Source organism: Amycolatopsis sp. NPDC004625, from assembly GCF_040609695.1.
Lineage (GTDB): Bacteria > Actinomycetota > Actinomycetes > Mycobacteriales > Pseudonocardiaceae > Amycolatopsis.
In genome coordinates this window covers 17,276-40,253 of record NZ_JBEXKX010000008.1, presented here as the reverse complement: position 1 = coordinate 40,253, position 22,978 = coordinate 17,276, and the positions used below count along the sequence as shown (strand labels likewise).

Here is a 22,978-nt window from a genome sequence, read left to right as displayed (position 1 = left end):
GCGCGTGCAGCACCGGCTCGCCCGTTTCGACCGCAAAGTCACGCCGTTGCTGCTCGTCGTGCCCTTCTTCGCGCTCTTCGTCGTCTTCGGTGCCTTCCCGCTGCTGTACACGGCCTGGGTTTCGCTGCACGACTGGAACCTCCTCGAAGGCGACCGGGGTTCCTTCGGCGTCGCGAACTACGGCGCCCTGCTCACCGACCCGAACTTCTACAACGCGCTCGTCAACACCGTGAGCATCTTCCTGCTCGCCGCGGTGCCGGAGTTCCTGCTGGCCCTGGGCATCGCGGCGCTGCTGGACCGGCCGCTGCGCGCCGCGACCTGGTGGCGCACCGGGATCCTGCTGCCGAACGTCGTTTCCGTCGTCGCCGTCGGGCTCGTGTTCGGGCAGCTGTTCAGCCGCGACTTCGGCGTGGTCAACGAGGTCCTCGGCTGGTTCGGCGTGGCGCCGGTGAACTGGCAGGCGACGGCGTGGTCGTCGCACTTCGCCGTCGCGAGCATGGTGCTCTGGCGCTGGACGGGCTACAACGCGCTGATCTACCTGGCCGCGATGCAGGCCGTCCCGGGCGACCTGTACGAGGCCGCGGAGCTCGACGGCGCCTCGCGGTGGCGGACGTTCTGGTCGATCACCGTGCCGGGCATCCGGCCGGCGCTGGCCTTCACCGCCATCGCCGGCACGGTCAACGGCCTGCAGCTGTTCGCCGAGCCGCAGCTGTTCGACGCCGGCGGTTCGGGCGGGACGGGCGGCAACGACCGCCAGTTCCAGACGCTCGTCATGTACCTGTACGAGAAGGGTTTCACGCACCTGGACGCCGGCTACGCGGCCGCCCTGACGTGGGTGATGTTCGTGATCTGCGCGGGGTTCGCGCTGGTCAACTACCGGCTGGTGCGCCGGTTCGTGAGGTCGGCGTGACGGCCCGGCGCCGGCCCGGCGGCTGGGTGTACGCGGTGCTGACCGGGGTGCTCGGCGCGTCGGTGTTCCCGCTGTACTGGTCGTTCGTCGTCGCCACGCGCGACAACTCGGCGATCGGGGAGACGTCGCCGCTCCTGCTGCCGGGCGGGCACCTGGCCGAGAACGTCCGGCGCGTGTTCGACACCGTCGACTTCTGGCTGGCCATCGGGAACTCGCTGATCGTCGCGACCACCGTCACGGTGGCCAACGTCGTGCTCGCCAGTCTCGCCGGGTTTTCCTTCGCGCGCCTGCGGTTCCGCGGCCGGAACACGCTGTTCCTGCTGGTCGTCGGCTCGGCCATGGTGCCGGCGCAGCTCGGGGTCATCCCGCTGTACCTCGTCGTCGGCGACCTCGGCTGGTACGGGCGGCTCGAAGCGGTGATCGTGCCGGCGCTGGTCAGCGCCTTCAGCGTGTTCTGGATGCGGCAGGCGTGCGAGAACGCGATCAGCGCGGACCTCGTCGACGCCGCGACCGTCGACGGCTGCTCGGTCCTGCGCACCTACCGGCACGTGGCCGTGCCCGCGCTCCGCGCGCCGGCCGCGGTGCTCGCGATGCTGACGTTCGTGGCCACCTGGAACGACTACTTCTGGCCGCTGGTGGTCCTCGACCCGAACGAGACGCCGACCGTGCAGGTCGCCCTGTCCCAGCTGGCCAGCGGCTACTTCACCGACTACGCGCTGATGCTCACCGGCGCGACCGTCGCGGTCGTGCCCGTCATCGCGCTCTTCCTGCTGCTGGGCCGCCACATCGTGCGGGGCATCCTGAGAGGGGCACCGGTATGACCTTCCCGACCGGCTTCCTGTGGGGCGCGGCGACGGCGTCCTACCAGGTCGAGGGCGGTGTCACCGAAGGTGGCCGCGGACCGTCCGTCTGGGACACCTTCGCGGCCACCGAAGGCAAGGTGCTCGGGGGCGCGACCGGCGCCGTCGCCTGCGACCACTACCACCGCTACCCCGAGGACATCGGCCTGCTGGCCGGCTTGGGCCTCAACGCCTACCGGTTCTCGGTCGCCTGGCCGCGGGTGATGCCGGACGGCCGGACGCCGTCCGCGGCCGGACTCGCCTTCTACGACCGGCTGGTCGACGAACTGCTGAGCCGGGACGTCGTGCCGGTGCTGACGCTCTACCACTGGGACCTGCCGCAGGCCCTGGAGGACGCCGGCGGCTGGCCGGAGCGCGACACGGCCGCGCGGTTCGCCGACTACGCGGCGGTCGTGCACTCCGCGCTCGGCGACCGCGTGCGCCACTGGACGACGATCAACGAGCCGTTCTGCGCGGCCTTCCTCGGCTACGGCAGCGGCGTGCACGCGCCGGGCGTCCAGGACCACGACACCGCGCTGGTCGCGGCCCACCACCTGCTGCTCGGACACGGTCTGGCGACGCGGGCGCTCACCGCGCAGGCGCGGCCGGGCCACGAATTCTCGCTGGCCCTCAACTTCGCCCCGGCGATCGCGGACGGCGACACCCCGGCCCACCGCGAAGCGGCCCGGAAGTTCGACGGCATCCACAACCGGTTCTTCCTCGACCCGGTGCTGGGCAAGGGGTACCCGGAAGACGTCCTGGCCGACGCCGAGCACCACGGCGGCCGGTTCGCCGCGGCCGTCCGCGACGGCGACACCGACGTCATCGCGACCCCGATCGGCTGGCTGGGCGTGAACTACTACGCCCCGGCCCGGGTCACGCCGCTCGAGGACCCGCACGCGCCGGGCAACTGCCCGCTGCCGACGTTGCGGGGGATGGACGTGCTGCCCGCGAAGGGACCGTTGACGGCGTTCGGCTGGGAACAGGCCCCGGGCAGCCTGACCGATCTGCTGCGCTGGATCGACGACCGGTCCGGCGGCCTGCCGTTGGTGGTGGCCGAAAACGGAGCGTCCTTTGTGGACCAGGTCGTCGACGGCCGCGTGTTCGACGCGGCGCGGGTGAACTACTTCATGGAGCACCTGCAGGCGGTCCACGACGCCATCCGGGCCGGCGTCGACGTCCGCGGCTACTTCGCCTGGTCGTTGCTGGACAACTTCGAGTGGGCGATGGGGTACACGCAACGGTTCGGCCTGGTGCACGTCGACTTCGAGACGCAACAACGCACGGTCAAGGAGTCGGGCCGCTTCCTCGGCCGGGTCGCGAAGGCCAACGCGCTAGGTGCGCCGGCGGACGGCGTCGGCGACGCCCGAGCGTGACGGCGTCTCCAGCTTGCCCAGCAGCCGGGCCACGTGGGCCTGGACCGTCCGGCGCGGCAGCGACAGCTCCGCCGCGATGTCCGGGTTCGACCGGCCCTCCGCGACCAGGCCGGCGATGCGGATCTCGATCGGTGTCAGCGACTCCCAGCCGTGGCCCGGGCGGATCGCGGAGAACAGCGCACCGCGGCGGACCCCGAGGCGCCGCAGCCGCGTTTCCGCCCGCCGCAGGTCCCAGCGCGCCGCCAGCGCCGTGTACAGCTCGGCGGCCTCCTCGAACGCCGCGTGCGCCACGTCCAGGCGGCCCGCGCGGGCCAGCAGCACCGCCGCGTCCTCCAAGGCCGCGGCCAGCTCCGGGCGGCGCCCGACCGCGCGGAAGTGCTCGGCGGTCGCCAGCACCGGGGCCGGGTCCTCGTCGATCAGCCCGCGGCACCACGACGCCGCCGCGTGCGCCCGCGCCGGACGCCGCTCCTTCGCCGCCTCCTCCTCGCACACCGCCAGGGCCCGGCGCGCGCGGACGACGTCGTCCTGCTCCATCGCCAGCCGCACGAACGCCGGCAGCCACTGGTGCCGCAGCATCATCTGCGCGTACGTCGGGTTCAGGATCGGCTCGAGGACGGCCATCGCGCGGACGCGGTCGCCGCGCTGCTCCGCCGCCAGGGCGTCCGCGACCAGCAGGAAGTCGAAGCTCTCGCGTTCGGCGCCGGTGGCCGGGGCGTACTCCTCCGCCGCGTCGAGGTGGGCCGCCGCCTGGGCCCGGTCGTCGCGGCGGCCCGCGATCAGCGCCGCGACGCCGTGCAGCAGCAACGCGGCCGGGCCCGGTTCGCGAAGGCCGTTGAACGTGATCGCCGGGCCGTCCTCGATGACTGTGTCCAGCTCGACCAGGGCCTCGTCCCAGCGGCCTTCCCAGTACCGGTGCACCGCCGCTGACACCTGCAGCCCGACCGGCAGCGCGTGCCGCGCGGCGACTTCGCCCGCGGCCCGCAGGGCGTCGCCCGCCTCGGCCAGCCGGTCGAGGTTCTGCAGCGTGAACACGCGGTTGTCGAGCAGGTCCAGGTGCAGGTCGGCCAGCTCGTGCTCGTCGCCGACGGCCTCGATGGCCGCGTCGATGTGCCCGAGCGCGCGGTCGTGCTCGCGGCGCACCGAATCCACCAGCCACAACGACTGCAGCGCGTGCGCGGTCAGGTAGGGATCGCCCCCGGCGAGGGCTCTCGTCTCGTGCGCCGTCCGCTCCGCACTGTCCAAATCGAACAGATCGCCGCGGCGGAAGTTGGCCAGCAGCTGCCGGTGCTTGACCCGCCAGAGCTCCGGCACGGCCGGGTCGTCGACCGACGCGGCGAGCGTCTCGACGGCGCCTTCGGTGTCCCCGCGGCGATGTCGCAGCGCCGCGAGCACGTGCCGCATCTCCTCGACGGCGTCCGGTTCGACGGCGACGTCGAGCGCCTGCCGCGCCAGGGCCTCCGGGCTGCGTTCCAGCCGGAACAGCACCTTGACCAGCGCCACCAGCAGCGTCTCCCGGCGCGGATCGGGGCCGGTGCACGCGGCCAGCGCGCGTTCGAGCAGTTCGACGGCGATCAGCGGCGCCCGGGTCGACACGGCGGCGTGGTGCGCGGCGAGCCAGTCCAGCACCCATTCGTCCACTGTGGCCGGTGCCGCCACCAGCTGCTCGGCGACGCGCTTCACCGGCGCGCCGATCCCGGCGAGCGCCTCGGCGGCCTGCCGGTGCAGCGCCGCCCTCGTCCCCGCCAGCAGCCGGTCGTACAACGCCTGGCGCAGCAACGGGTGGCGGAACGCCAGCTGCGTCCCGGTGTCGATGAGCACGTTCGCCGTCACCGCTTCTTCGAGCGGTTCCAGCAGGTCCGACGGCCGGGAGCCGAGCACCGCGGCGACGTCGCCGACGGCGAACTCCATGCCCAGCAGCGCACCCCAGCGCAGCACCTCCTGCGTCCGCGCGGTCAGGAAGTCCAGCCGCCGGTCCACCGCGGCGACCAGCGACCGCGGGGCCTCGAACTCGGCCGGGTCGTCGACGTCGGCCTCGCCGCCGCTCACCTCGACCGCGCCGGCGCGCGTCAGGACGTCCACCATTTCCTTGACGTACAACGGGTTTCCCGCGCCACGGGCGGCCAGCTCGCGCAGCCCCGGCCCGGGCGGCGCCCCGAGCTGGTCCTCGATCAGGCGCCCGACGTCGTCGCCGGTCAGCGGCGCGAGGTCGAGGACGACCCCGTCCCGTGCCTGGACGCCGCGGCGCAGCTGGGCGAGCTCGGCGCGGTCGGGCGCCGGCCGGGTCGCGGCCACCAGCAGCAGCGGCAGCTGCCGGGTCGCCGCGCAGAGCCGGTGCCAGACCAGCACGGACGCCTCGTCCGCCCACTGCAGGTCGTCGAGCACCAGCACCTGCGGCGCCTGTGCGCACAGCTCGTCGACCAGGGCCAGCAGCCGGTCGACGGCGCCGAGTACCGGGTCGGCTGGGCCCCAGCTGCGCCGCACCGGGCTTTCGCCGGCGAGTTCCGCCGCCACCCGCGCGCGCCGCGGGTCGGGCGAGTGCACGTCGATGGCCAGGCACTCCAGCACCACCTGCAGCGGGAACCGGGTGCTCAGCTCGTCGGCGGCGGCCCAGAGCCGCTGGAAGCCGGGCCCGTCCGGCAGCGAGCCGGCGAGCAGCGCGGACTTGCCGATCCCGGCCTCGCCTTCGATCCAGACGGCCCGGCCGCGCCCGGCCCGGACGTCGGCGACGAGCTCGGCGAGCCGCGCGGTCTCGGTTTCCCGGCCGAACAACCGGTGCCCGGAGACGACGACCGGCGCCGCGGGCGCGTCGAGCGCCGGGTCCTGGGCGAGGATCTGCCGCTGAAGCCGTTGCAGCGCGGGGCCGGGCTCGACGCCGAGCTCGGCGACGAGCGTGGCGCGGGCGTTGCGGAAGACGTCGAGGGCGTCGGCGGGCCGCCCGCTGCGGTAGAGGGCGAGCATGAGCGACTCCCGCAGCGACTCGCGCAGCGGGTGTTCGCCCGCCAGCACGGCCAGCTCCGGCGCGAGATCGAGGTGCCCGCCGAGGGCCAGCAGGGCTTCGGCCCGCCGCTCCAGGGTGTCCAGCCGCAGTTCGGCGAGGTATTCGCGGTGCCGTTCGGCGAACCCGCCGGGCACGCCGGACAGCGCCTCGCCCTGCCAGAGCGCGAGCGCGGCGTCGAGTTCGGTGACGGCGGCCCGCGGATCCCCCTGGTCGAGGTGCTGCCGGGCGCGTTCGCGGTGCCGCTCGAACAGGGCCGCGTCGAGCGCGTCCTCGCCGAGCAGCAGCGAATACCCGGCCGGATCGGAGACCAGCACACTGGCGGCGGACCAGCGCGACCGGTCCGGTTCGAGGGCCCGCCGCAGCCCGGAAACGTAGGTGTGCACGCTGCCTTCGACGCTCGCGGGCGCGGAATCACCCCAGACGCCGGCGATCAGCTCGGCCCGGGGGACGGGACGGCCGGCGTTGACGGCGAGCACGGCGAAGACGGCACGCTGACGGGCGGGGCCGAGACCGATTTCGGCCGCCCCGCGCCAGGCCCGCAGCGGGCCGAGCACGCCCACCCGCAGGCCGGGGTCTTCCGCTGGCATGTCGTTGCCGTCCCCTCTGGGACTTCGCGTCCCAGACCCCGTTCCCCCAGGGACATCTCGCTACCGGCTACTCCGGTGACCTTACCGACGTGGCAACCCCCACCGAGGTTGCGTGTGCAACCCAGATCCGCGAAACCCGCGCGGACCCAGCACCCCGGCGCGAAGCCGCCGGGTCATTCCCCCGCGACGGCCCGCGACCGCACCGGGTGCGCCCGCCGGATCCCGAACGGCTGCATCCGCGCCTCCGCGCGCCGGACGTCCCACACCGCGCCCATCCCCGTGTACGCCGTCAGCGCCGCCCGGAACGCCGTGCGGGCCTGCGTCAACTCGCCCGACTCCGCCAGCAGGATCGCCGCGTCCTCCGTGGCCTTCGCCTCCTTGAGCAGGCGGCCCGCCGCGCGGTAGTGGCCGGCCGCCGTCAGGACCGGCTCGGGGTCGCCGGAAACCAGGCCGCGGCAGTGCGCCGCCGCCGCGGCGTGGGCCGGCGGTACCTCGCCCTGCGGCTCCAGCAGGCGCACCGCCTCCTGCACCCGCGGCCCGTCGCCGAGGGACAGCGCGATCCGGACCAGGTCCGGCAGCCACTGGTGGCGGGCCGCCGGGGGGTAGTTGTCCTCCAGCAGGGGCAGCAACGCCGCCAGCGCCGCCTCCGGCCGGCCCTCCTGCTCGGCCAGCAGCGCCCGGGCCGCCAGCAGGAAGTCGCCGCCGTCGGGTTCGAGGCCCGGTGGCCACTGCTGCCGGTCGGCCGCGTCGAGGTGCGTGCGGGCCTGGGCCGGCTCGCCGCGGTGGCCGGCGATCAACGCGCCGACGCCGTGCACCAGCAGCGCCGAGCCCGGGCTGCGCAGCACGTAGGACGCGGTTTCCGCGCCGTCGCGGATCACCGCGTCCAGCTCGGCCAGCGCGGCGGGCCAGCGGCCCAGCCAGTAGTAGTGCACCGCACCGGCCAGGTGCATCTCGCCCGGCACCGCGCGGGTCGCGGCGATCCGCCGGGCGGCGTCGAGCGGCTCGGCGGCTTCGTCGAGGCTGTTCAGGTTCGGCACGGCCAGCGCCGCGTCGTCCAGCGGGTGCAGCCCGGCCGGGGCCAGCGCCGTCTCTTCGCCGAGCTTCTCGAGCGTGGCCAGCAGCGACTCGTGCCGCCCGCGCCACATCTCCGGGACGTCGGCGTCGTCGAGGGTCCGCTTGAGCTCGGCGGTCGCCTCGGAAAAGTCGCCGCGGCGGTAGTAGACGTAGGCCAGGATCCAGCGCATCTCGGCCGCGCGCCGGCTGTCGGACGTCCGCGCGACCACCGAACGCGCCTCGGCCTCGGGTTCCCGGCCCAGCCAGAACAGCAGCCGGGCCAGCGTCGCGGTCAGCGTCTCCCGCGCGTCCGGCGGCAGCGTGCCCTGGGTGACGGCGTGGCGCAGCAGGTCCACGGCGACGCGCGGGGTTTCGGTGGCGACCGTGCCGATGTGCTCCAGCAGCCACCCGGTCACCCACGGGTCCACCTGCGCGGGCGCGGCGGCGAGCTGCCCGGCGACGCGGTCGGCGGGCACGCCCGCGGCCGCGAACGCCTCGGCCAGCTGCCGGTGCAGCGCGACCCGCATCGCCGCGGGCGTCTTTTCGTAGAGCACGCGGCGCACCAGCGGGTGCCGGAACGCCAGCCGGTCACCCGACTCGACGAGCACCCCGGACGCGATCGCCTCGTCCACCGCGCCGACCAGCGCCGTCGGCGGCCGTTCGGTGGCGACGGCGATGTCCGCCAGGGAGAACTCCGCGCCCAGCAGCGCGGCCCAGCGCAGGGTGTCTCGGGTCCCGCTGGAGAGGAAGTTCAGGTACATCGTGATCCGCGAGCCCAGCGGCGACGGGATGCTCTGGCACGAATTGCCGTCCAGGTGCGCGTGGACGCCGTCGAGCACGATCATCGCCTGCGCGAGCAGTGTCTCGACGATTTCCCGGACGTAGCGCGGGTTTCCGGCCGCGTAGGACACCAGCAGCTGCAGCCCCGGCCCGGGCGGCGCGCCGACCAGCTCGGTGGCCAGCTCGCGGGCGGCCGGCTCGGCCAGCGGCGGCAGCGCGAGCAGGGTGATGTCATCGTTGTCGAGCTCGGCACGCAGATCGTCGAGCGCGGCCGGCCGTGGCACCGGGCGGCAGGCGCCGACGAGCAGCAGCGGCAGCTGCCGCGTTTCGCGGCTCAGGTAGCGCCAGACGCGCAAGGTGGCATCGTCCGCCCAGTGCAGGTCGTCGACCACCAGCACCAGCGGCCCGTCCGCGCACAGCTCGCGGACGAGCCCGAGCACGCCGTCGACCGGGTCCTCGCCGGACTGCGCGGCGAGCGCGGCCCGGCGCTCGTCGGTGGCGCGCGGGTGCACGCCCAGCGCGTCGAGCAACGGCCGCAGGGAGAACCGCTGGTCCAGCGCGTCCGCGGCGGCGAAGGCGGGGTGGTGGTCCTGGGCCATGGCGAGCAGTTCGGCGAGCAGCGCCGTCCGGCCGCTGCCCGGCTCGCCTTCGAGCCACACCGACCGGCCCACCCCGGCCCCGAGGCCGTCGACGGCTTCCCGCAGCCGGGCCAGCTCGGCCTCGCGCCCGACGAAGATGTCCGCACGCTCCGGCAGCGCCGCGGCCGGGAACCGCGCCGGCCGCGGCGGCTGCGGCGGTTTCGGGGGCGGCGCCGCGGGTTTCTCCAGCATTTCGTCGTGCAGCCGCCGCAGGGCCGGGCCGGGTTCGGTGCCCGACGCCTCGACGAGCCGGTCGCGGACGTCGGCGTACACCGCGATCGCCTCGGTCCGCCGGTCGGCCCGGACCAGGGCGCGCATGAGCAGCCCGCGCAACGTTTCGCGGAACGGGTGCTCGCGGGTCAGCGCGGTCAGTTCGGCGACCAGTTCGGCGTGCCCGCCGGAGTCCAGCACGACTTCGGCGCGCCGCTCGACGGTCGCCAGCCGCACCTCGGTCAGCCGCGCGCGCTGGGCGGCGGCGAACGGCCCGGGCAGGCCGGACAGCGGAACGCCGTGCCAGAGCCCCAGGGCCTCGTCGAGCGCTTCACGCGCGCCGCGGAGGTCGCCCGCCGACTGCCGGCGTTGCGCCTGCTCCCGCAGGGCTTCGAAGCGGTGGACGTCGATGGCTTCGGCGTCCAGGCGCAGCGAGTAGCCGGAACCGATCGACGCGAGCAGCTGCGGACCCTCGCCCTTGGCGCGGCCGGGTTCGAGCGCGCGCCGCAGCCCGGAGACGTAGGTGTAGATGGAGCCTTGCGCGCTCTGCGGCGGCGCTTCGCCCCAGACGGCGTCGATCAGCTCCTCGCGCGAGACCGTGCGGTTCGGGTGCATCGCCAGAGCGGCGAGGACCGTCCGCCGGTGGGCGGAGCCGAGGTCGAGCTCCGTGTCGCCCCGGAACGCCTTCATCGGGCCCAGCAGCTGGAGTCTCGGTGCGGAGCCGTCCGCGGCCGACATCGGTCTCCCTTCGTGCGCGACGAACCGTCACGCGCCGGATGCCTGCCGTGAGCATACGCGGAAGGCGTGAACCGGCAGGCAAGGATGGCGGACATTCGGGCAAGGGCAGGCGGGCGGGGTTCCGCGCCGCCCCCGCGGTGCGCCACCCTCGGAAGGCCCGAGAGGAGCTCCGCATGCCGACCGAAGACATGCAGCGGGCCGCCGCCGGCTTCGCCCACGCCCTCGAAGCGGCCCGTTCCCGCCTTCGCGACGTCAACAGCGAGATGGCGGTGGCGCAGGCGTCGTGGCGCGGGGAGGCGTCGGTGCGGTTCGGCCAGGCGATGCGCGACTGGGAGCAGGAGTACGACGTGATCCTCTCGCGGCTGGCGCAGCTGCTGGAGACGACCGGCGGCCCGATGCCGCGGCCGCGGCTGCCGTGACCCGGCTCGAGTTCGGCTTCGCCGACCTGGTGCTGGACCGGATGGGCGTCATCACCGGGGAGCTGGCCGAGCTGCTCGCCGACCTGGAGGCCCGGGTCGAGCCGGAGCTGGCCGGCTGGACGCCCGAGGCGCGGGAGGAGTACCTGCGTGCCCGGCGCGACTGGGCCCGCGCGGCCGAGCGCATGCCGGGCTGCCTGGAGCGGGCGCGGGCGGCGTTCGGGGAGCTGTCTTCACGCGCGTGAAGACGGAATAGGGACGGCGTGAAGACGTCCCGGCCACACTGCGGGCATGAAGCCCGTCGAAGTGAGCGTCCTCGCCTCGGACCCGATCACGCACGCCGGCGCGGTGAGCCTGCTGGACGCGCACCCGGACCTCCGGCTGACCGACCTGGTGCCGGACGTGCTGCTGGTGATGGAGGACCACGTCACGGAGGCCGTACTGGGCGAGATCAGCGCGGCCAAGGCGTCCCACGTGGTGCTGGTGGTCGAACACTTCCGCGAGAGCGACCTGATGGCGGCGCTGGAGTGCGGCGTGGTGGCGGTGCTGCCGCGCCGCGAGACGGGCGGCGCCGAGCTGGTCACGGCGGTGCTCGCGGCGGGTGACGGCACGGCGAACCTGCCGCCGCGGCTGCAGGGCGCGCTGCTGGCGCAGGTGCAGCGGATGCGCAAGGACGTCCTGGAACCCAACGGGCTGACGCTGTCCGGGCTCGCGGCCCGCGAATGCGACGTCCTGCGGCTGGTCGCCGAGGGGTTCGGGACGGAGGAGATCGCGGCGAAGCTGTGTTACTCCGAGCGGACCGTGAAGAACGTCCTCTACGGCCTGATGACGCGCTGCGGCCTGAACAACCGCGCTCATGCCGTCGCCTACGCCTTGCGAGCGGGCGCAATCTGAGACGCTTTCTTTGCCACTGCCACCTTTTCGTGGGCTAGGGTCGGCGATCATGGTGCTCACGGCAGTGGAGATCGCGGCGTCCGTCCGGGCCGGGAAGCTCGATCCGGTGCGGGTGACCGAGGAAGCGCTGGAGCGGATCGCGGCGGCGGACGGCGTGGTCGGCGCCTTCCGGCGGGTGCGCGCCGAGGAGGCGCTGAAGGAGGCCGCGGAGGTCGCCGCGCGGCCGGATCTGGCGTCGCTGCCGCTGGCCGGGGTGCCGGTCGCGGTCAAGGACGTCACGGAGATCGCCGGCGAGCACGCGACGCACGGTTCGAAGGCGGGGCCGTCGGCGCCGGCGGGTGCGGACGGCGTGATCGCGGCGCGGCTGCGTGCGGCGGGCGCCGTGCTCGTCGGTCTGACGCGGGTCCCGGAGCTGTGCATCTGGCCGATGAGCGACACCCCGGACGGGATAGCCCGCAACCCGTGGGACCCGACGTACGCCTCGGGCGGCTCGTCGGGCGGCAGCGCGGCGGCGGTGGCGGCGGGCCTGGTCCCGCTGGCCCACGGGTCCGACGGAATGGGCTCGGTCCGCCTCCCGGCGGCGATGTGCGGCCTGGTCGGCCTGAAGCCGGGCGCGGACCTGCTGCGCGAAGGCGGCTGGTTCGGCATGTCGGTCCACGGCCCCCTGGCGACGACGGTCGCCGACACGGCGTTGTTGTTGTCGGTCCTGGCGGACTCGCCTGACCTGGCGTCGGTGCCTTCGCCGTCGCCGGTCCGCATCGGCACGTCGACGACGGTGCCGTTGCTGCACTCACCGGTCCCGAAGGAGCTGACGGCGGCGGTCTCGACGGCGGCGGGCCTGCTGGCGGCCCAGGGCCACACGGTGACATCGGCGGCCCCGCGCTACCCGGCGACGATGGTCCTGGGCATGACGGCCCGCTGGCTGGCGGGCCCGGCGCAGCAGGCCCGCGACTTCGCCTTCGCGGGTCTGCAGAAGCGAACCCGGGCGCACGTCCGAGCCGGGCGGCTGGTGGAGCGGGCGGGCCTGATCCGCTCGCGCACCCGGGACGCGTGGGTCTCGCGCGCGGAGGAGTTCTTCAGGGAGTACGACGTCCTGCTGACGCCGACGCTGTCGCACTGGCCGGTGAAGGCGGGCCGCTGGCACGAGCGGGGGTGGCTGTCGAACGTGCTGCCGTCGACGCGCTTGGCGGGTTTCACGGGACAGTGGAACTTCGCGGGTTATCCGGCGATCACGGTCCCGATGGGCCGCTCGGCGGTGTCGGGGTTGCCGACGTCGGCGCAGCTGGTGGCCCGTCCGGGGGAGGAGCAGATGCTGCTGGGCCTGGCGGCCCAGCTGGAGAAGGCCAACCCCTGGCCCCGGACGGCCCGCAGCTGAAAGCTCTCAGGACCCCGGCTTGCCCGCCGCGGGCGAAAGCGGCTTCGCGCCGTTCCCGTTCGCCGGCTTGGTCGCCGGGCCGTTCGAATTCGCCGGCTTCGCCGCCTGGGGGGCCGCCTTCGGGGCCGCAGCCGGTTTCGGTGCGGGCTTCGGAGCCGGCTTCGGCACCGACGGCTGGACCACCGGGACCACGGGCGCGGCCGGCGTCGTCGCCGACTCGTCGGTGTCGCCGCCCACCAGCTTCGACGCCTGCGGGATCACCGCCTCCTCCGGCAGGGTCGCCAGCTGCGTCTCGCTGCGGTTGAGGATGTCCTCCGCCATCGCCAGGCTCTTGCGCGCCTGCTCGCGGATCTCCGCCAGGCGCTCGACCTTGCGGTTGGCCGCCGTCGTGCGCTGGGCCGCCTGGGTCGTCGCCTCGTCCAGGCGCCGCCTGGCCTCCGCCGTGGCCTCGTCGAGGCGGCGCTTGGCCTCCGCCGTCGCCTCCGCGATCCGGCGCTCGGCCTGGTTCTTGCTCGCCGTGCGCTGGTCCGCCACGTGCTTCTCCAGCGTCGCCCGCTGGGCCGCCATCGACGCCTCGAACTCGCGCTCCAGCTTCCGCCGCTTGCGCTCGGCCTCGTTGTCCAGCAGCTCGCGCCGCTGGGCCGCCTCGACGGTCAGCCGCTGGACCTCCGCGCGCGTCTCGGAAAGCGCGTTCTCGTGCTCCGAGTGCAGCAGGTCGGCCTGCTTGTCCAGCTCCGCGACCAGCTTCGTGTAGCGCTCACGCAGCTTCGTCGACGCCTCCGTCGAGCCCGCCCACGTCTTCTCCGCGGCGGCCTCGGCGCGCTTGATGATCTCGTCCGCGCGGGCCTGCGCGAGCGTGACCGTGCGCTGCATCCGCTCGTCGAGGTCCTCGAGCCGCTCCGGCGGTTTCTTCAGCTCCTCGACGCGGCTCTCGAGCGAGGCGACCTGCTGCCGGGCGGTTTCCGCCTCGCGGGTCGCGGCGGCGGCCTGCGCCACCGCGGCGTCGCGCTCGCCGAGCACCCGGCGCAGCTGGCCTTCGATGTGGTCGAGGTACTGCCGCACCTCGTTGCGGTCGAAGCCGTGCCAGGCCTGGGTGTACTCACGACGGAGGGGGAGGAGGCCGTTGAGGGCGGTTGCGGCGGGGTCGCGCTCAGGAACCATGCGCCCGACCGTACCCGGGCACCCGCCGCCTCCGCCGTCCGGCTTAACGAATCACCAACACGTGTCGCCGTGTCGCCGGAATGGCCGTACCCCGAGAACCCTCAGTCACCAGTGGAACCCGCGCGAAAGCCGCGCCAGCGCCATCGCCGCACGGGACAGGTGTTTCTCGCCACGCCCGATCTTCAGCTCGCCCGAACCGCCCGCCGCGGTCGAATCCGGGAAGATCCGGAAACCCTGGTACGCGACGGCGTCGGTGAGGCCCGGCGTGAGCGTGTAGGCCAGCCCGATCGCCTGCCCGGCCGGCGTCCCGATGTGCTTGGGCCGCTCGACCAGGGCCTTCAGCACCATGTCCGCGGCCTGTTCCGGCGACTTCGTCGGGAACGCGTCGTAGATCTTCGTCGGCCGGATCATCGGCGTGCGCACCAGCGGCATGTGGATGGTGGTGAACGTGATCCCGTCGCCGTGCGTCTCGGTCGCCGCGATCCGCGAGAAGTAGTCCAGCGCCGCCTTCGACGCCGCGTACGCCGAGAAGCGCGGCGCGATGCCCTGCACACCGATCGAGGACACGTTCACGATGTGCCCGAACTTGCGCTCCGACATGTGCGGCAGCACCGCGAGGATCAGCCGGACCGCGCCGAAGTAGTTGATCGCCATCGCGCGCTCGTAGTCGTGCATCCGGTCGTAGGACAGCTTGATCGACCGGCGGATCGACCGGCCGGCGTTGTTGACCAGCATGTCGATCCGGCCGTGCTCGGCCAGCATCGCGTCGACGGCCTTGCGCACCGAGTCCTCGTCGGTCAGGTCCGCCGGGTACACCGACGCCGTGCCGCCGGCGGCGACGATCTCGTCGCGGACCTCCTCCAGCTCGTGCTGGCGGCGCGCCACGAGCAGCGGGATGCCGCCCGCCGCCGCGACCTTCAGCGCCGTCGCCCGGCCGATGCCCGAGGACGCGCCGGTGATGATCACGCGGCGGCCGTCGAGCTCGCCGCGCGGGCCGTGCTTGCGCGCGCGGAACGGGTCGAGGTGCTCGCGCCAGTAGCGCCACAGCGTCGGCGCGTACTCCTCCAGCCGGGGGACGTCCACGCTGCCGGCCAGCGCCTTGCGCGTCTCGGCCGAAGAGAACACCGACGGGAACGCCATCGTGTCGAGCAGCACCGGCGGGATGCCGAACCGCTCCATCACGGCGTCCCGCGCGATGGTGACGCCGGGGATGTGCTCGGTGAGCTTGACCAGCCCGACGATCCGCTTCGAGATGCCCGAGCCCAGCTGCACGGTGATCGTCGGCGCGCCCGCGGCCCGCGCGAAGGCGTTGTACACCGAGACGACCGGCTGCGGCTCGGGGTTGACCAGGTGGAACGCGTGCCCGTCGAGCCCCGGCTTGACCACCAGCTCCAGCAGCGCCTTGGCGACGTAGTCGACCGGCACGATGTTGGTGTCGCCGAGGTCCGGGCCGACGACCGGCAGCACGTCCGGCAGCCCGGAGAGCCGGTTGATCGCCGGGAAGAGGTAGTACGGGCCGTCGATCTTGTCCATCTCGCCGGTCTCGGAGTGCCCGACGACGACGGCGGGCCGGTACACCCGCCACGGCACCCGGTCCTGCTCGCGGACGATCTTCTCGGCCTCGAACTTCGTCCGGTGGTACGGCGTGACCAGCCGCTGCCCGGCGTCGAACATCTCCTCGGTGAACACGCCTTCGTGGTCGCCCGCGACGGCCACCGACGACACGTGGTGCAGGCAGGCCGCGCGCAGGTCCGCGGCGAGGTCGACGACGGCCCGCGTGCCGTCCACATTGGCCTTGACGCTGGCTTCGTCGTCGGCGGTGAGGTCGTAGAGGGCGGCCAGGTGCACGATGTGGTCGACGCTGCCGCGCAGCTGCTCGCGGTCCGCTTCGGACACGCCGAGCAGCGGCTCGCCGAGGTCGCCGGTGACGAGCGTGACGCGGTCGGAGTGCGGCCACTGGTCGACCAGTGCGGCCAGCTTGGCCCGCGAGGACGCGCGCACGACGAGGGCGACGCGGTCGTCGTCGGGGCGGGAGAGGAGCAACCGGGTGAAGTGACGCCCGATCAGTCCGGTCGCCCCGGTCACCAAGAACGTCGCCATCTCACTCACACCTCTCGCTCCGCAGCCCTGACCCTGGGCATTCTGCTGCATGGCGAGAGCGGTGACCACCGTGTCGAAACGTGATGTTACCCACGAGTAACTTATTCGGCCTCCGCGGTGACGACGCGGTTCTCCTCGTAGCCGTCCGCGCCGCCCACCCAGCGGCCGCCGCAGGTCACCAGCACCACGCGGTGCGGGCCGGACGGGCCGAACAGGTAGTCCGCGCGGGCCGGCAGGTCGCTCTTGTGCACGGTGACCAGCTGCGAGATCCGGTACCGCCACGTCTTGCCCGCGGTGTCCACAATGGTCACTTCGGCCCCGATCCTGGCGTTCCACAGCTCGGCGAACGGCCCGGTCGCGCCCCGCCAGTTCACGTGGCCGGCGAAGACGCTCGCCCCGCCCGCCGCGTCGAGGGCGGCGCCCCACCAGGTCGCCTGCCCGAGGTCCGTGGGCACCGGCAGCTCGCCGCCCGGGCCGAGGTCGGTGCGCACCAGCGTCGCCGTCCCGCCGGCGGGCAACCGGAGGGTGTTCGGCCGCTGCGGCGGCGGGGACGGCGGTGGCGCGGCCGGCGACGGCGTCTGCGCCGCCGGAGCCGCGGGAGCGGTGGCCGTCGGGGACGGGGACGGCACCGGGGCCGCGGCTCCGGCCGCGCCCGCGGCGGGCAGCGCCGTGCCGGTCACGACGGCCACCGGCGCCGCGGTGACCACCGGGTAGCCGAACTGCACCGCCAGCACCGCCGCCACGCCGAGGGCGAAGCCGGCGAGCAGCCGGCCCCGTCCCGGCCGCGCCGCGGGCGGATCCGGCCGCCGGGGAGGCTCGTCGTCGGCGACCGCCCAGCCGATGCCCCGGTGCCACTCGTCGACGAACCAGTCCTCGCCCCGCCAGCCGTCGTGCTTCGCCACGCCGTTACCGCCGGGACGCCCGCCGCGCGGCGAACCCGATCAGCCCGGCCGCCAGCAGCACGAGCAGGCCGAGCCCGGCCAGGAGGCCCGGTACGGAATAGCGCGTCTCGACCACGCCGTGCGCCAGGGCGACCGGCTGGTCGCCGGCCGGGATCGCCCGCGGGACTTCGTTGGGCTTGTTCGACACGGTCAGGGCCAGCGTCTCGCCCGGTTTCACGGTGCCGCAGGCCGAAGGCGGGTTCTGCGGGTCGTAGGCGTTCGTGTAACCCGGCGGCGGGCTCGCCTCGACGACGCAGATCTCCTGCGGGGCGCGGAGGCCCTCGACCGTCACCCCGCCGGTCTTGCCGTCGGTGGTGACGACGGCGGGCTTGCCGTCGGCCCCGGTGAGCGGCTTGCCGTCCTGCCCCAGCGCGGCCGACGTCCGGTCGGCGCCGGTGATCCGCAGCACGGCGCCGCCGACGCCCTGGCCGGTGGTCGCGTCCGTCTTGGTCACCTGGACCTTGCCGGGCTTGGCGACGTTGACGACGCCCTGGGCGGTCAGCTCCTTCTCGCCGCCGGTGGAGACGACGCGCTGCTTCGCGGTGTCGATCGGCAGCCGGACGTAGGGCCGGTCGGCCGGCGCCTTCAGCGAGGCCGCCAGCTTCGGCTGGTCGCCGGTCGGGGTCAGCTTCACCGTCACGGTGCCGTCGGCGCCGGTCTTCAGCGTGACGTCCTTCGCGGCGGCCTGCGGGCTCGCGTTGCCCGCGGCGCTGTCCGCCTTCCCGCCGTCGAGGGTGGCGGCGGTCGCCGTCAGCTTCACCTCGACGCCCGGGACGCCCTTGCCGTGGGCGTTCTTCACGGTCGCGGTCCACTCGGCCGCTTCGCCGAGGTGCTGGTCGCCCTTCGGCGCGGTCACCGAAGCGGTCCACGGCCCGCGGTTGGTTTCGGCGTCCGTCCGCAGCCGCTCGACGGCGTCGGCCGCCGCCCCGAGGTCGTTTCCGCGCATGTAGGCGAGGTGCCCGGGCGCGTCGTAGGCGATCTTGGCGGGCGGCAGGCTCGGGTCGAGGTCGGCCGGGGTGCGCGGCGCCGCGGTCCACGAGTGCAGCAGGTGGGCGAGCGCGGTCGCCTCGTCCGGGTTCTTGGTGTCGCCGTAGCGCAGCAGCAGGTACGAGATGTTCGCGGCCTGGTCGGCGGGCAGTTTCGTGCCCCACTTGGTGAGCAGCTCGTCGCCGGGCTTGTACTGCTCGTCGGTGTCCGGCGCCTTGAGCAGGAAGCTCACGCAGAACACCTGCTGCCCGCCGACGACGTACGACCCGAGCCACACCGTTTTCCCGGCGTCGCCGGCCTGGCCGCCGACGCGGTGCCCGATGCCCTCCTGGCTCGCGGCCGAGGCGACGGGTGCGCCGGCGGTCGCGGACAGCGTGGCGAGCAGGGCCGCGGCCACGAGGCCGGTGAGCGCGCGAGCGGCCGCGCGCGGGCGTGATGACCACCCCATGTGTCAATGCTCCTTCGTTGGACGCGCGGCATCGCACGGCGTCTCTGCAGGTCACACGACTGATCAAGTCCCCGACGCGCGTTCGGTGATGATCCGGGCACGCCAGGTGAGCGTTGCGCCACGCGGCAAAACTGTGTACCGCTCTTCGGGTGGCTGTCGCCGAACGGTCGTGACCTTCGTCGCTTACCGTGTCGATCGAGGTCACCGGGGTGCCGCCGGGTAAAGTCGTCTTTACTCGGCGGGAACCGCTGGTCCCCGGCTGTCGTTGAACCCGATGCAGCACGAAAAACGAAGCAGCAGATCCAGGAGGATCAGGTGCGTTCCAGTAGCAACCCGGCGTTCCGCAACCTGCCCGGTGGCGGAACCCAGACGTACGGGCAGTACGGCCCCCCGGTGGGCTTCGAGCAACCCCAGGGCGGCGTGCCCGGGTACGGCCCCGGCCGGGCCGCCTCCGGCGAGGGCGATCGCCCGATGACCGTCGACGACGTCGTCGTCAAGACGGGCATGTCCCTCGGCGTCGCGCTGCTCGTCGGGGTGATCACGGCCATCTGGGCGCGGGTTCAGATCGAGGAGACGGGCCGGATCTCCGGCGCGCTCCTCGGCGCGATGCTCGCCGGCCTCGTCGTCGGGCTCGTCATCTCGCTGGTGATCATCTTCCGCCAGAAGCCGAGCGGCGCCCTGACGCTGACGTACTCGGCGGCCGAAGGCCTGTTCCTCGGCGCGCTGAGCGGGGTGTTCGAGGCGATCTACCAGGGCATCGCGCTGCAGGCCATCGTCGGCACCGCGGGTGTGTTCATCGGCATGCTGGTGGTCTACAAGACCGGCGCGGTGAAGGTCACGCCGAAGCTGACCAAGTGGATCGTCGGCGCCACCGTCGGTGTCGCCATCCTGATGCTGTTCAACCTGATCAGCACGTTCGCCTTCGGCTTCAACCCGCTCCGCGGCGGCGGCACGATGGCCATCATCTTCAGCCTCGTCTGCATCGGCATCGCGGCCTTCAGCTTCCTGCTCGACTTCGACCAGGCGGACCGGATGATCCGCGAGGGCATGCCGTCGAAGTGGGCGTGGTACACCGCGTTCGGCCTGATGACGACGCTGGTCTGGCTGTACCTCGAAATCCTGCGGCTGCTCTCGTACTTCCGGGAGTAACCCTGGCTCACAGTCCCGCAGTGAAGGCGCTCCGTAATCGGCGGGGCGCCTTTTCTGTAGGTAATTCGTGCATTTGTGGACCCCGCTGCGGACCGTGCTCACCCTGCGTGTTTGATGTGCCGGTCGGTTCTTCTCTTCACATGTGTGAGGTTCACAGTGAGCGTTCCCCCTCCGGCCCCCGGGGGCCAGCAGCCGGTGGGTCAGCCCGATCCCTACGGTCCGCCGCCGGGCGGCCAGCCGCAGCAGCCGCAGCCGCCGTACGGCCAGCAGCAGCCGGGTCAGTACGGCCAGGCGCCGCAGGGCCAGCCGGGCCAGTTCGGCCCGCCGCCCGGCCAGTTCCCGCCCGGGCAGTTCCCGGCGGGCCAGCCGGGCTTCCCGCCCGCGCCGCCGGCCCCGCCGAAGCGCTCGAAGGCCAAGGGTCTGATCGTGGGCGGCATCATCGCCGTCGTGGTGATCGCGGTGGCCGTGATCGGGATCGTGAACTTCATGAAGTCGCCGGCCACCTCGAACGCCGGTGACTGCCTCACCATCACCGAGTTCACCCAGGGCGGCGACGACCCGGCGAAGGCCGACTGCAACGACCCGAAGGCGAACGTCAAGATCGCCAAGAAGCTCGAAAGCGCCTCCGACGACTGCCCCGGCGGCTCCGGCGCCGGCTACGACACCTACTCGGTCAGCGGCCGCAGCTCGTACAAGCTGTGCCTGATGATCAACGCGAAGCAGGGCGACTGCCTGGCGAACTTCACGTCCCAGACCAAGGGCTACCTGAAGGTCCCGTGCAGCGACCCGACCAAGGACGGCGAGCTCGTCAAGGTCGTCACGGGCCAGGCCGACAAGAACGTCTGCGAGGGCACCGACGCCACGCGCGTCGCGGTGTACCCGGAGCCGGCCACGACGATGTGCGTCAAGACGAACGAGTAACCACGACATCGAAAAGGCCCCCTCGCCGAGCCGGCGAGGGGGCCTTCTTCGTCACAACGTCAGGAAAGGCGCTCGATGATCAGCGCCATGCCCTGCCCGCCGCCGACGCACATCGTCTCGAGGCCGAACTGCTTGTCGTGGTGCTGCAGGGAGTTGATCAGCGTCGAGGTGATCCGGGCGCCCGTCATGCCGAACGGGTGGCCGACCGCGATCGCGCCGCCGTTGACGTTCAGGCGGTCCAGGTCGATGCCCAGGTCGCGGTAGGACGGGATGACCTGCGCCGCGAACGCCTCGTTGATCTCGACCAGGTCGATGTCGCCGATCGACAGGCCCGCGCGGGACAGCGCCTGCTTGGACGCCTCGACCGGGCCGTAGCCCATGATCTCCGGCGAAAGCCCGGTGACGCCGGTGGACACGATCCGCGCGAGCGGCGTCAGGCCCAGCTCGCGCGCCTTCGTGTCGGACATGACGACCAGCGCCGCCGCGCCGTCGTTGAGCGCGCAGCAGTTGCCCGCCGTGACCCGGCCGTCCGGGCGGAAGACCGGCTTCAGGCCCGAGACGCCTTCGACCGTGACGCCGGCGCGCGGGCCGTCGTCCTTCGAGACGACCGTGCCGTCCGGCAGCGTCACCGGGGTGATGTCCTTGGCCCAGAAGCCGTCCGCGATGGCCTTCTCGGCCAGGTTCTGCGAGCGGACGCCGAACTCGTCCATCTCCTCGCGCGTGACGCCCTTCAGCCGGGCCAGGTTCTCCGCGGTCTGGCCCATCGCGATGTAGACGTCCGGCACGTCGCCGGAAGTGCGCGGGTCGGTCCAGGTGTCGGTGCCCGATTCCGCGGTCGCCTTGGTCCGCGACTCGGCGTCGGCGAACAGCGGGTTGTGCGTGTCGGGCCAGGAGTCCGAGCTGCCCTTGCCGAACCGCGAGACGGTCTCGACGCCGGCCGAGATGAACACGTCGCCCTCGCCGGCCTTGATCGCGTGGAACGCCATCCGGGTGGTCTGCAGGCTGGAGGAGCAGTACCGCGTGATGGTGCAGCCCGGCAGGTGGTCGTAGCCCAGCTCGACGGCGACCGCGCGGCCCATGTTGAACCCGGACTCGCCGCCCGGCAGGCCGCAGCCCAGCATCAGGTCGTCGATGTCGGCCGGGTCCAGCTGCGGCACCTTCGCCAGTGCCGCCTGGACCATCTGCACGGTCAGGTCGTCGGGCCGCAGGCTGACCAGCGAGCCCTTGTTGGCGCGCCCGATCGGCGAACGCGCGGTGGAGACGATGACGGCTTCAGGCATGACGTGACACATCCTCGTATCGCGAGCTAAGCAGTTGCTCACCATACTGCCGGGTACGACGCCCGGGTCAAAGCCGAACGCGACCTGCGCCACTCCTGGCATGATCCGGTGACGTGCCGAACGACCTCGAACGGGTGCTGCGGACCAGGACGATCCTGCTGTGGGGAGCCGGCCTGCTGGTGGTCGCCGCGGTCGCCGCCACCCTGCTGCTGACGCTGCTGGGCGGGGGCCGCCCGGAGGACTCGGCGCGGCTCGACGCGCTGAAGACCGCGGCCAACATCGTCGTCGGCACCGGCGGGGCCGCCGCCCTGCTGCTCGCCGCGCGGCGGCAGCGCTCGGCCGAGCTGGACCTGGTGCAGAAGGACCACGACGCCACCGAGCGCCGCGTCACCGAGATCTACGGCAAGGCCGCCGACCAGCTCGGCAGCGACAAGGCCCCGGTCCGGCTCGCCGGCCTGTACGCCCTCGAACGGCTCGCCACCGGGTACGCCGAGCACCGGCAGACCATCGTCAACGTCCTCTGCGCCTACCTGCGGATGCCGTTCGACGACCCCGAGAAGGACCTCGAGGAGCTGCAGGTCCGCAAGACCGCCCAGCGCATCCTGCTGCTGCACCTGCGGCCCGGCTCGGCGGAGGAGCCGGGCGGGGGGTTCTGGCCGGACGTCGACCTCGACTTCTCCGGGGCGAAACTCGTCGGCCTGACCCTCACGCACTGTTCGATCCGGTCGATCACCTGCTACGGCGCGGGGTTTTTCGGGCTGGCGTCCTTCCGCGGCACCGAATTCCGCACGAAGGCCGACTTCAACCAGGCGACCTTCCACGATCGCGTCGATTTCCGCGGAACCGTTTTCGGCGGCGAAGGCGAAAGTTTCAACGGCGCCGTTTTCGCAGGTCCGGCGGTTTTCGGCACGAAATCGACGGCCCGGCTCGCCGGTGCGGAAGCGAACCCCGGTTTTCCGAGAACGTGGCCGCGGGACTGGGAAGAACGGCCGATCGCCGGCCGCGCCGACCGGGTGGAATTGACACGAAAGGGTGAACCAGGGCAACCCGCGGGCCGATAGGATCGTCGCACCTGAGAAAGGTCGCCGTCACACGGGAGGTGAACTGGCGATGACACCCACCCGGGCCGCTTACTGGCTGTCCATGGCCCTCCGAGGCGGCTGCCGCACGGTCATCA

Annotated in this window: 17 protein-coding genes; 10 read left to right on the top strand and 7 right to left on the bottom strand. The window is 73.2% G+C overall.

The window, feature by feature from the left end; all coding sequences use genetic code 11:
- Nucleotides 1-4: 4 nt before the first annotated feature.
- From ABZW17_RS11240 to ABZW17_RS11230, 3 genes are read left to right on the top strand one after another with little or no spacing between them, the layout of a single operon-like run.
- Entirely contained in the window at nucleotides 5-910 is a 906-nt protein-coding gene (locus ABZW17_RS11240; RefSeq protein ID WP_354812115.1) for a sugar ABC transporter permease, read from the top strand.
- Nucleotides 907-1,731: a carbohydrate ABC transporter permease gene (locus tag ABZW17_RS11235; RefSeq protein WP_354812113.1), complete on the top strand. Its 825-nt coding sequence runs from the start codon at nucleotides 907-909 to the stop codon at nucleotides 1,729-1,731. The genes ABZW17_RS11240 and ABZW17_RS11235 overlap by 4 nt, the downstream gene beginning before the upstream one ends.
- On the top strand, nucleotides 1,728-3,125 hold the full coding sequence (locus tag ABZW17_RS11230) for a GH1 family beta-glucosidase (RefSeq protein ID WP_354812111.1): 1,398 nt from the start codon (nucleotides 1,728-1,730) through the stop codon (nucleotides 3,123-3,125). The genes ABZW17_RS11235 and ABZW17_RS11230 overlap by 4 nt, the downstream gene beginning before the upstream one ends.
- Here ABZW17_RS11230 and ABZW17_RS11225 read toward each other — a convergent pair.
- Together ABZW17_RS11225 and ABZW17_RS11220 are read right to left on the bottom strand one after the other, a co-directional pair.
- Entirely contained in the window at nucleotides 3,084-6,710 is a 3,627-nt protein-coding gene (locus ABZW17_RS11225; protein ID WP_354812109.1) for a BTAD domain-containing putative transcriptional regulator, read from the bottom strand. The two genes, ABZW17_RS11230 and ABZW17_RS11225, sit on opposite strands and share 42 nt — an antisense overlap.
- A 173-nt stretch (nucleotides 6,711-6,883) precedes the next feature.
- Nucleotides 6,884-10,129: a BTAD domain-containing putative transcriptional regulator gene (locus tag ABZW17_RS11220; RefSeq protein ID WP_354812107.1), complete on the bottom strand. Its 3,246-nt coding sequence runs from the start codon at nucleotides 10,127-10,129 to the stop codon at nucleotides 6,884-6,886.
- A 173-nt stretch (nucleotides 10,130-10,302) separates the two neighbouring features.
- Here ABZW17_RS11220 and ABZW17_RS11215 point away from each other — a divergent pair, with 173 nt between their 5' ends.
- Genes ABZW17_RS11215 through ABZW17_RS11200 form a run of 4 tightly spaced genes read left to right on the top strand, consistent with a single transcriptional unit; the run spans nucleotide 10,303 to nucleotide 12,814 of the window.
- Nucleotides 10,303-10,548, top strand: a complete 246-nt coding sequence (locus ABZW17_RS11215) for a WXG100 family type VII secretion target (protein WP_354812105.1) — start codon at nucleotides 10,303-10,305, stop codon at nucleotides 10,546-10,548.
- Nucleotides 10,545-10,790 carry a hypothetical protein gene (locus tag ABZW17_RS11210; protein ID WP_354812103.1) on the top strand — a complete coding sequence of 82 codons (246 nt, stop codon included), beginning with the start codon at nucleotides 10,545-10,547 and terminating at the stop codon, nucleotides 10,788-10,790. The genes ABZW17_RS11215 and ABZW17_RS11210 overlap by 4 nt, the downstream gene beginning before the upstream one ends.
- A 46-nt stretch (nucleotides 10,791-10,836) precedes the next feature.
- Nucleotides 10,837-11,439: a response regulator transcription factor gene (locus ABZW17_RS11205; RefSeq protein WP_354812101.1), complete on the top strand. Its 603-nt coding sequence runs from the start codon at nucleotides 10,837-10,839 to the stop codon at nucleotides 11,437-11,439.
- Nucleotides 11,440-11,488: 49 nt separating this feature from the next.
- On the top strand, nucleotides 11,489-12,814 hold the full coding sequence (locus ABZW17_RS11200; protein WP_354812099.1) for an amidase family protein: 1,326 nt from the start codon (nucleotides 11,489-11,491) through the stop codon (nucleotides 12,812-12,814).
- A 6-nt stretch (nucleotides 12,815-12,820) separates the two neighbouring features.
- Here the strand turns inward: ABZW17_RS11200 and ABZW17_RS11195 are convergent, their stop codons facing one another.
- The 4 genes from ABZW17_RS11195 to ABZW17_RS11180 form a co-directional block, all read right to left on the bottom strand.
- The gene (locus ABZW17_RS11195; protein ID WP_354812097.1) at nucleotides 12,821-13,975 is read right to left on the bottom strand and encodes a cell division protein DivIVA; all 1,155 of its coding nucleotides are present in this window, start codon (nucleotides 13,973-13,975) and stop codon (nucleotides 12,821-12,823) included.
- 105 nt (nucleotides 13,976-14,080) lie between these two features.
- Complete coding sequence (locus ABZW17_RS11190) at nucleotides 14,081-16,075, bottom strand: SDR family oxidoreductase (RefSeq protein WP_354812095.1); 1,995 nt, start codon at nucleotides 16,073-16,075, stop codon at nucleotides 14,081-14,083.
- A gap of 101 nt (nucleotides 16,076-16,176) precedes the next feature.
- Nucleotides 16,177-16,977, bottom strand: a complete 801-nt coding sequence (locus ABZW17_RS11185; protein ID WP_354812093.1) for a class F sortase — start codon at nucleotides 16,975-16,977, stop codon at nucleotides 16,177-16,179.
- Nucleotides 16,978-16,981: 4 nt separating this feature from the next.
- Nucleotides 16,982-18,451: a hypothetical protein gene (locus ABZW17_RS11180; protein ID WP_354812091.1), complete on the bottom strand. Its 1,470-nt coding sequence runs from the start codon at nucleotides 18,449-18,451 to the stop codon at nucleotides 16,982-16,984.
- 315 nt (nucleotides 18,452-18,766) lie between these two features.
- Here ABZW17_RS11180 and ABZW17_RS11175 point away from each other — a divergent pair, with 315 nt between their 5' ends.
- Both ABZW17_RS11175 and ABZW17_RS11170 read left to right on the top strand, forming a co-directional pair.
- Complete coding sequence (locus ABZW17_RS11175; RefSeq protein ID WP_354812089.1) at nucleotides 18,767-19,600, top strand: Bax inhibitor-1/YccA family protein; 834 nt, start codon at nucleotides 18,767-18,769, stop codon at nucleotides 19,598-19,600.
- A 156-nt stretch (nucleotides 19,601-19,756) separates the two neighbouring features.
- Nucleotides 19,757-20,521: a hypothetical protein gene (locus ABZW17_RS11170; protein WP_354812087.1), complete on the top strand. Its 765-nt coding sequence runs from the start codon at nucleotides 19,757-19,759 to the stop codon at nucleotides 20,519-20,521.
- Between the two features lie 59 nt (nucleotides 20,522-20,580).
- Here ABZW17_RS11170 and ABZW17_RS11165 read toward each other — a convergent pair whose 3' ends face one another.
- A complete protein-coding gene (locus ABZW17_RS11165; RefSeq protein ID WP_354812085.1) occupies nucleotides 20,581-21,801 on the bottom strand; it encodes an acetyl-CoA C-acetyltransferase in 1,221 nt (406 codons plus the stop codon).
- Nucleotides 21,802-21,914: 113 nt separating this feature from the next.
- Between ABZW17_RS11165 and ABZW17_RS11160 the strand changes: the two genes are divergently transcribed.
- Complete coding sequence (locus ABZW17_RS11160) at nucleotides 21,915-22,862, top strand: pentapeptide repeat-containing protein (protein ID WP_354812083.1); 948 nt, start codon at nucleotides 21,915-21,917, stop codon at nucleotides 22,860-22,862.
- Nucleotides 22,863-22,978 lie beyond the last annotated feature (116 nt).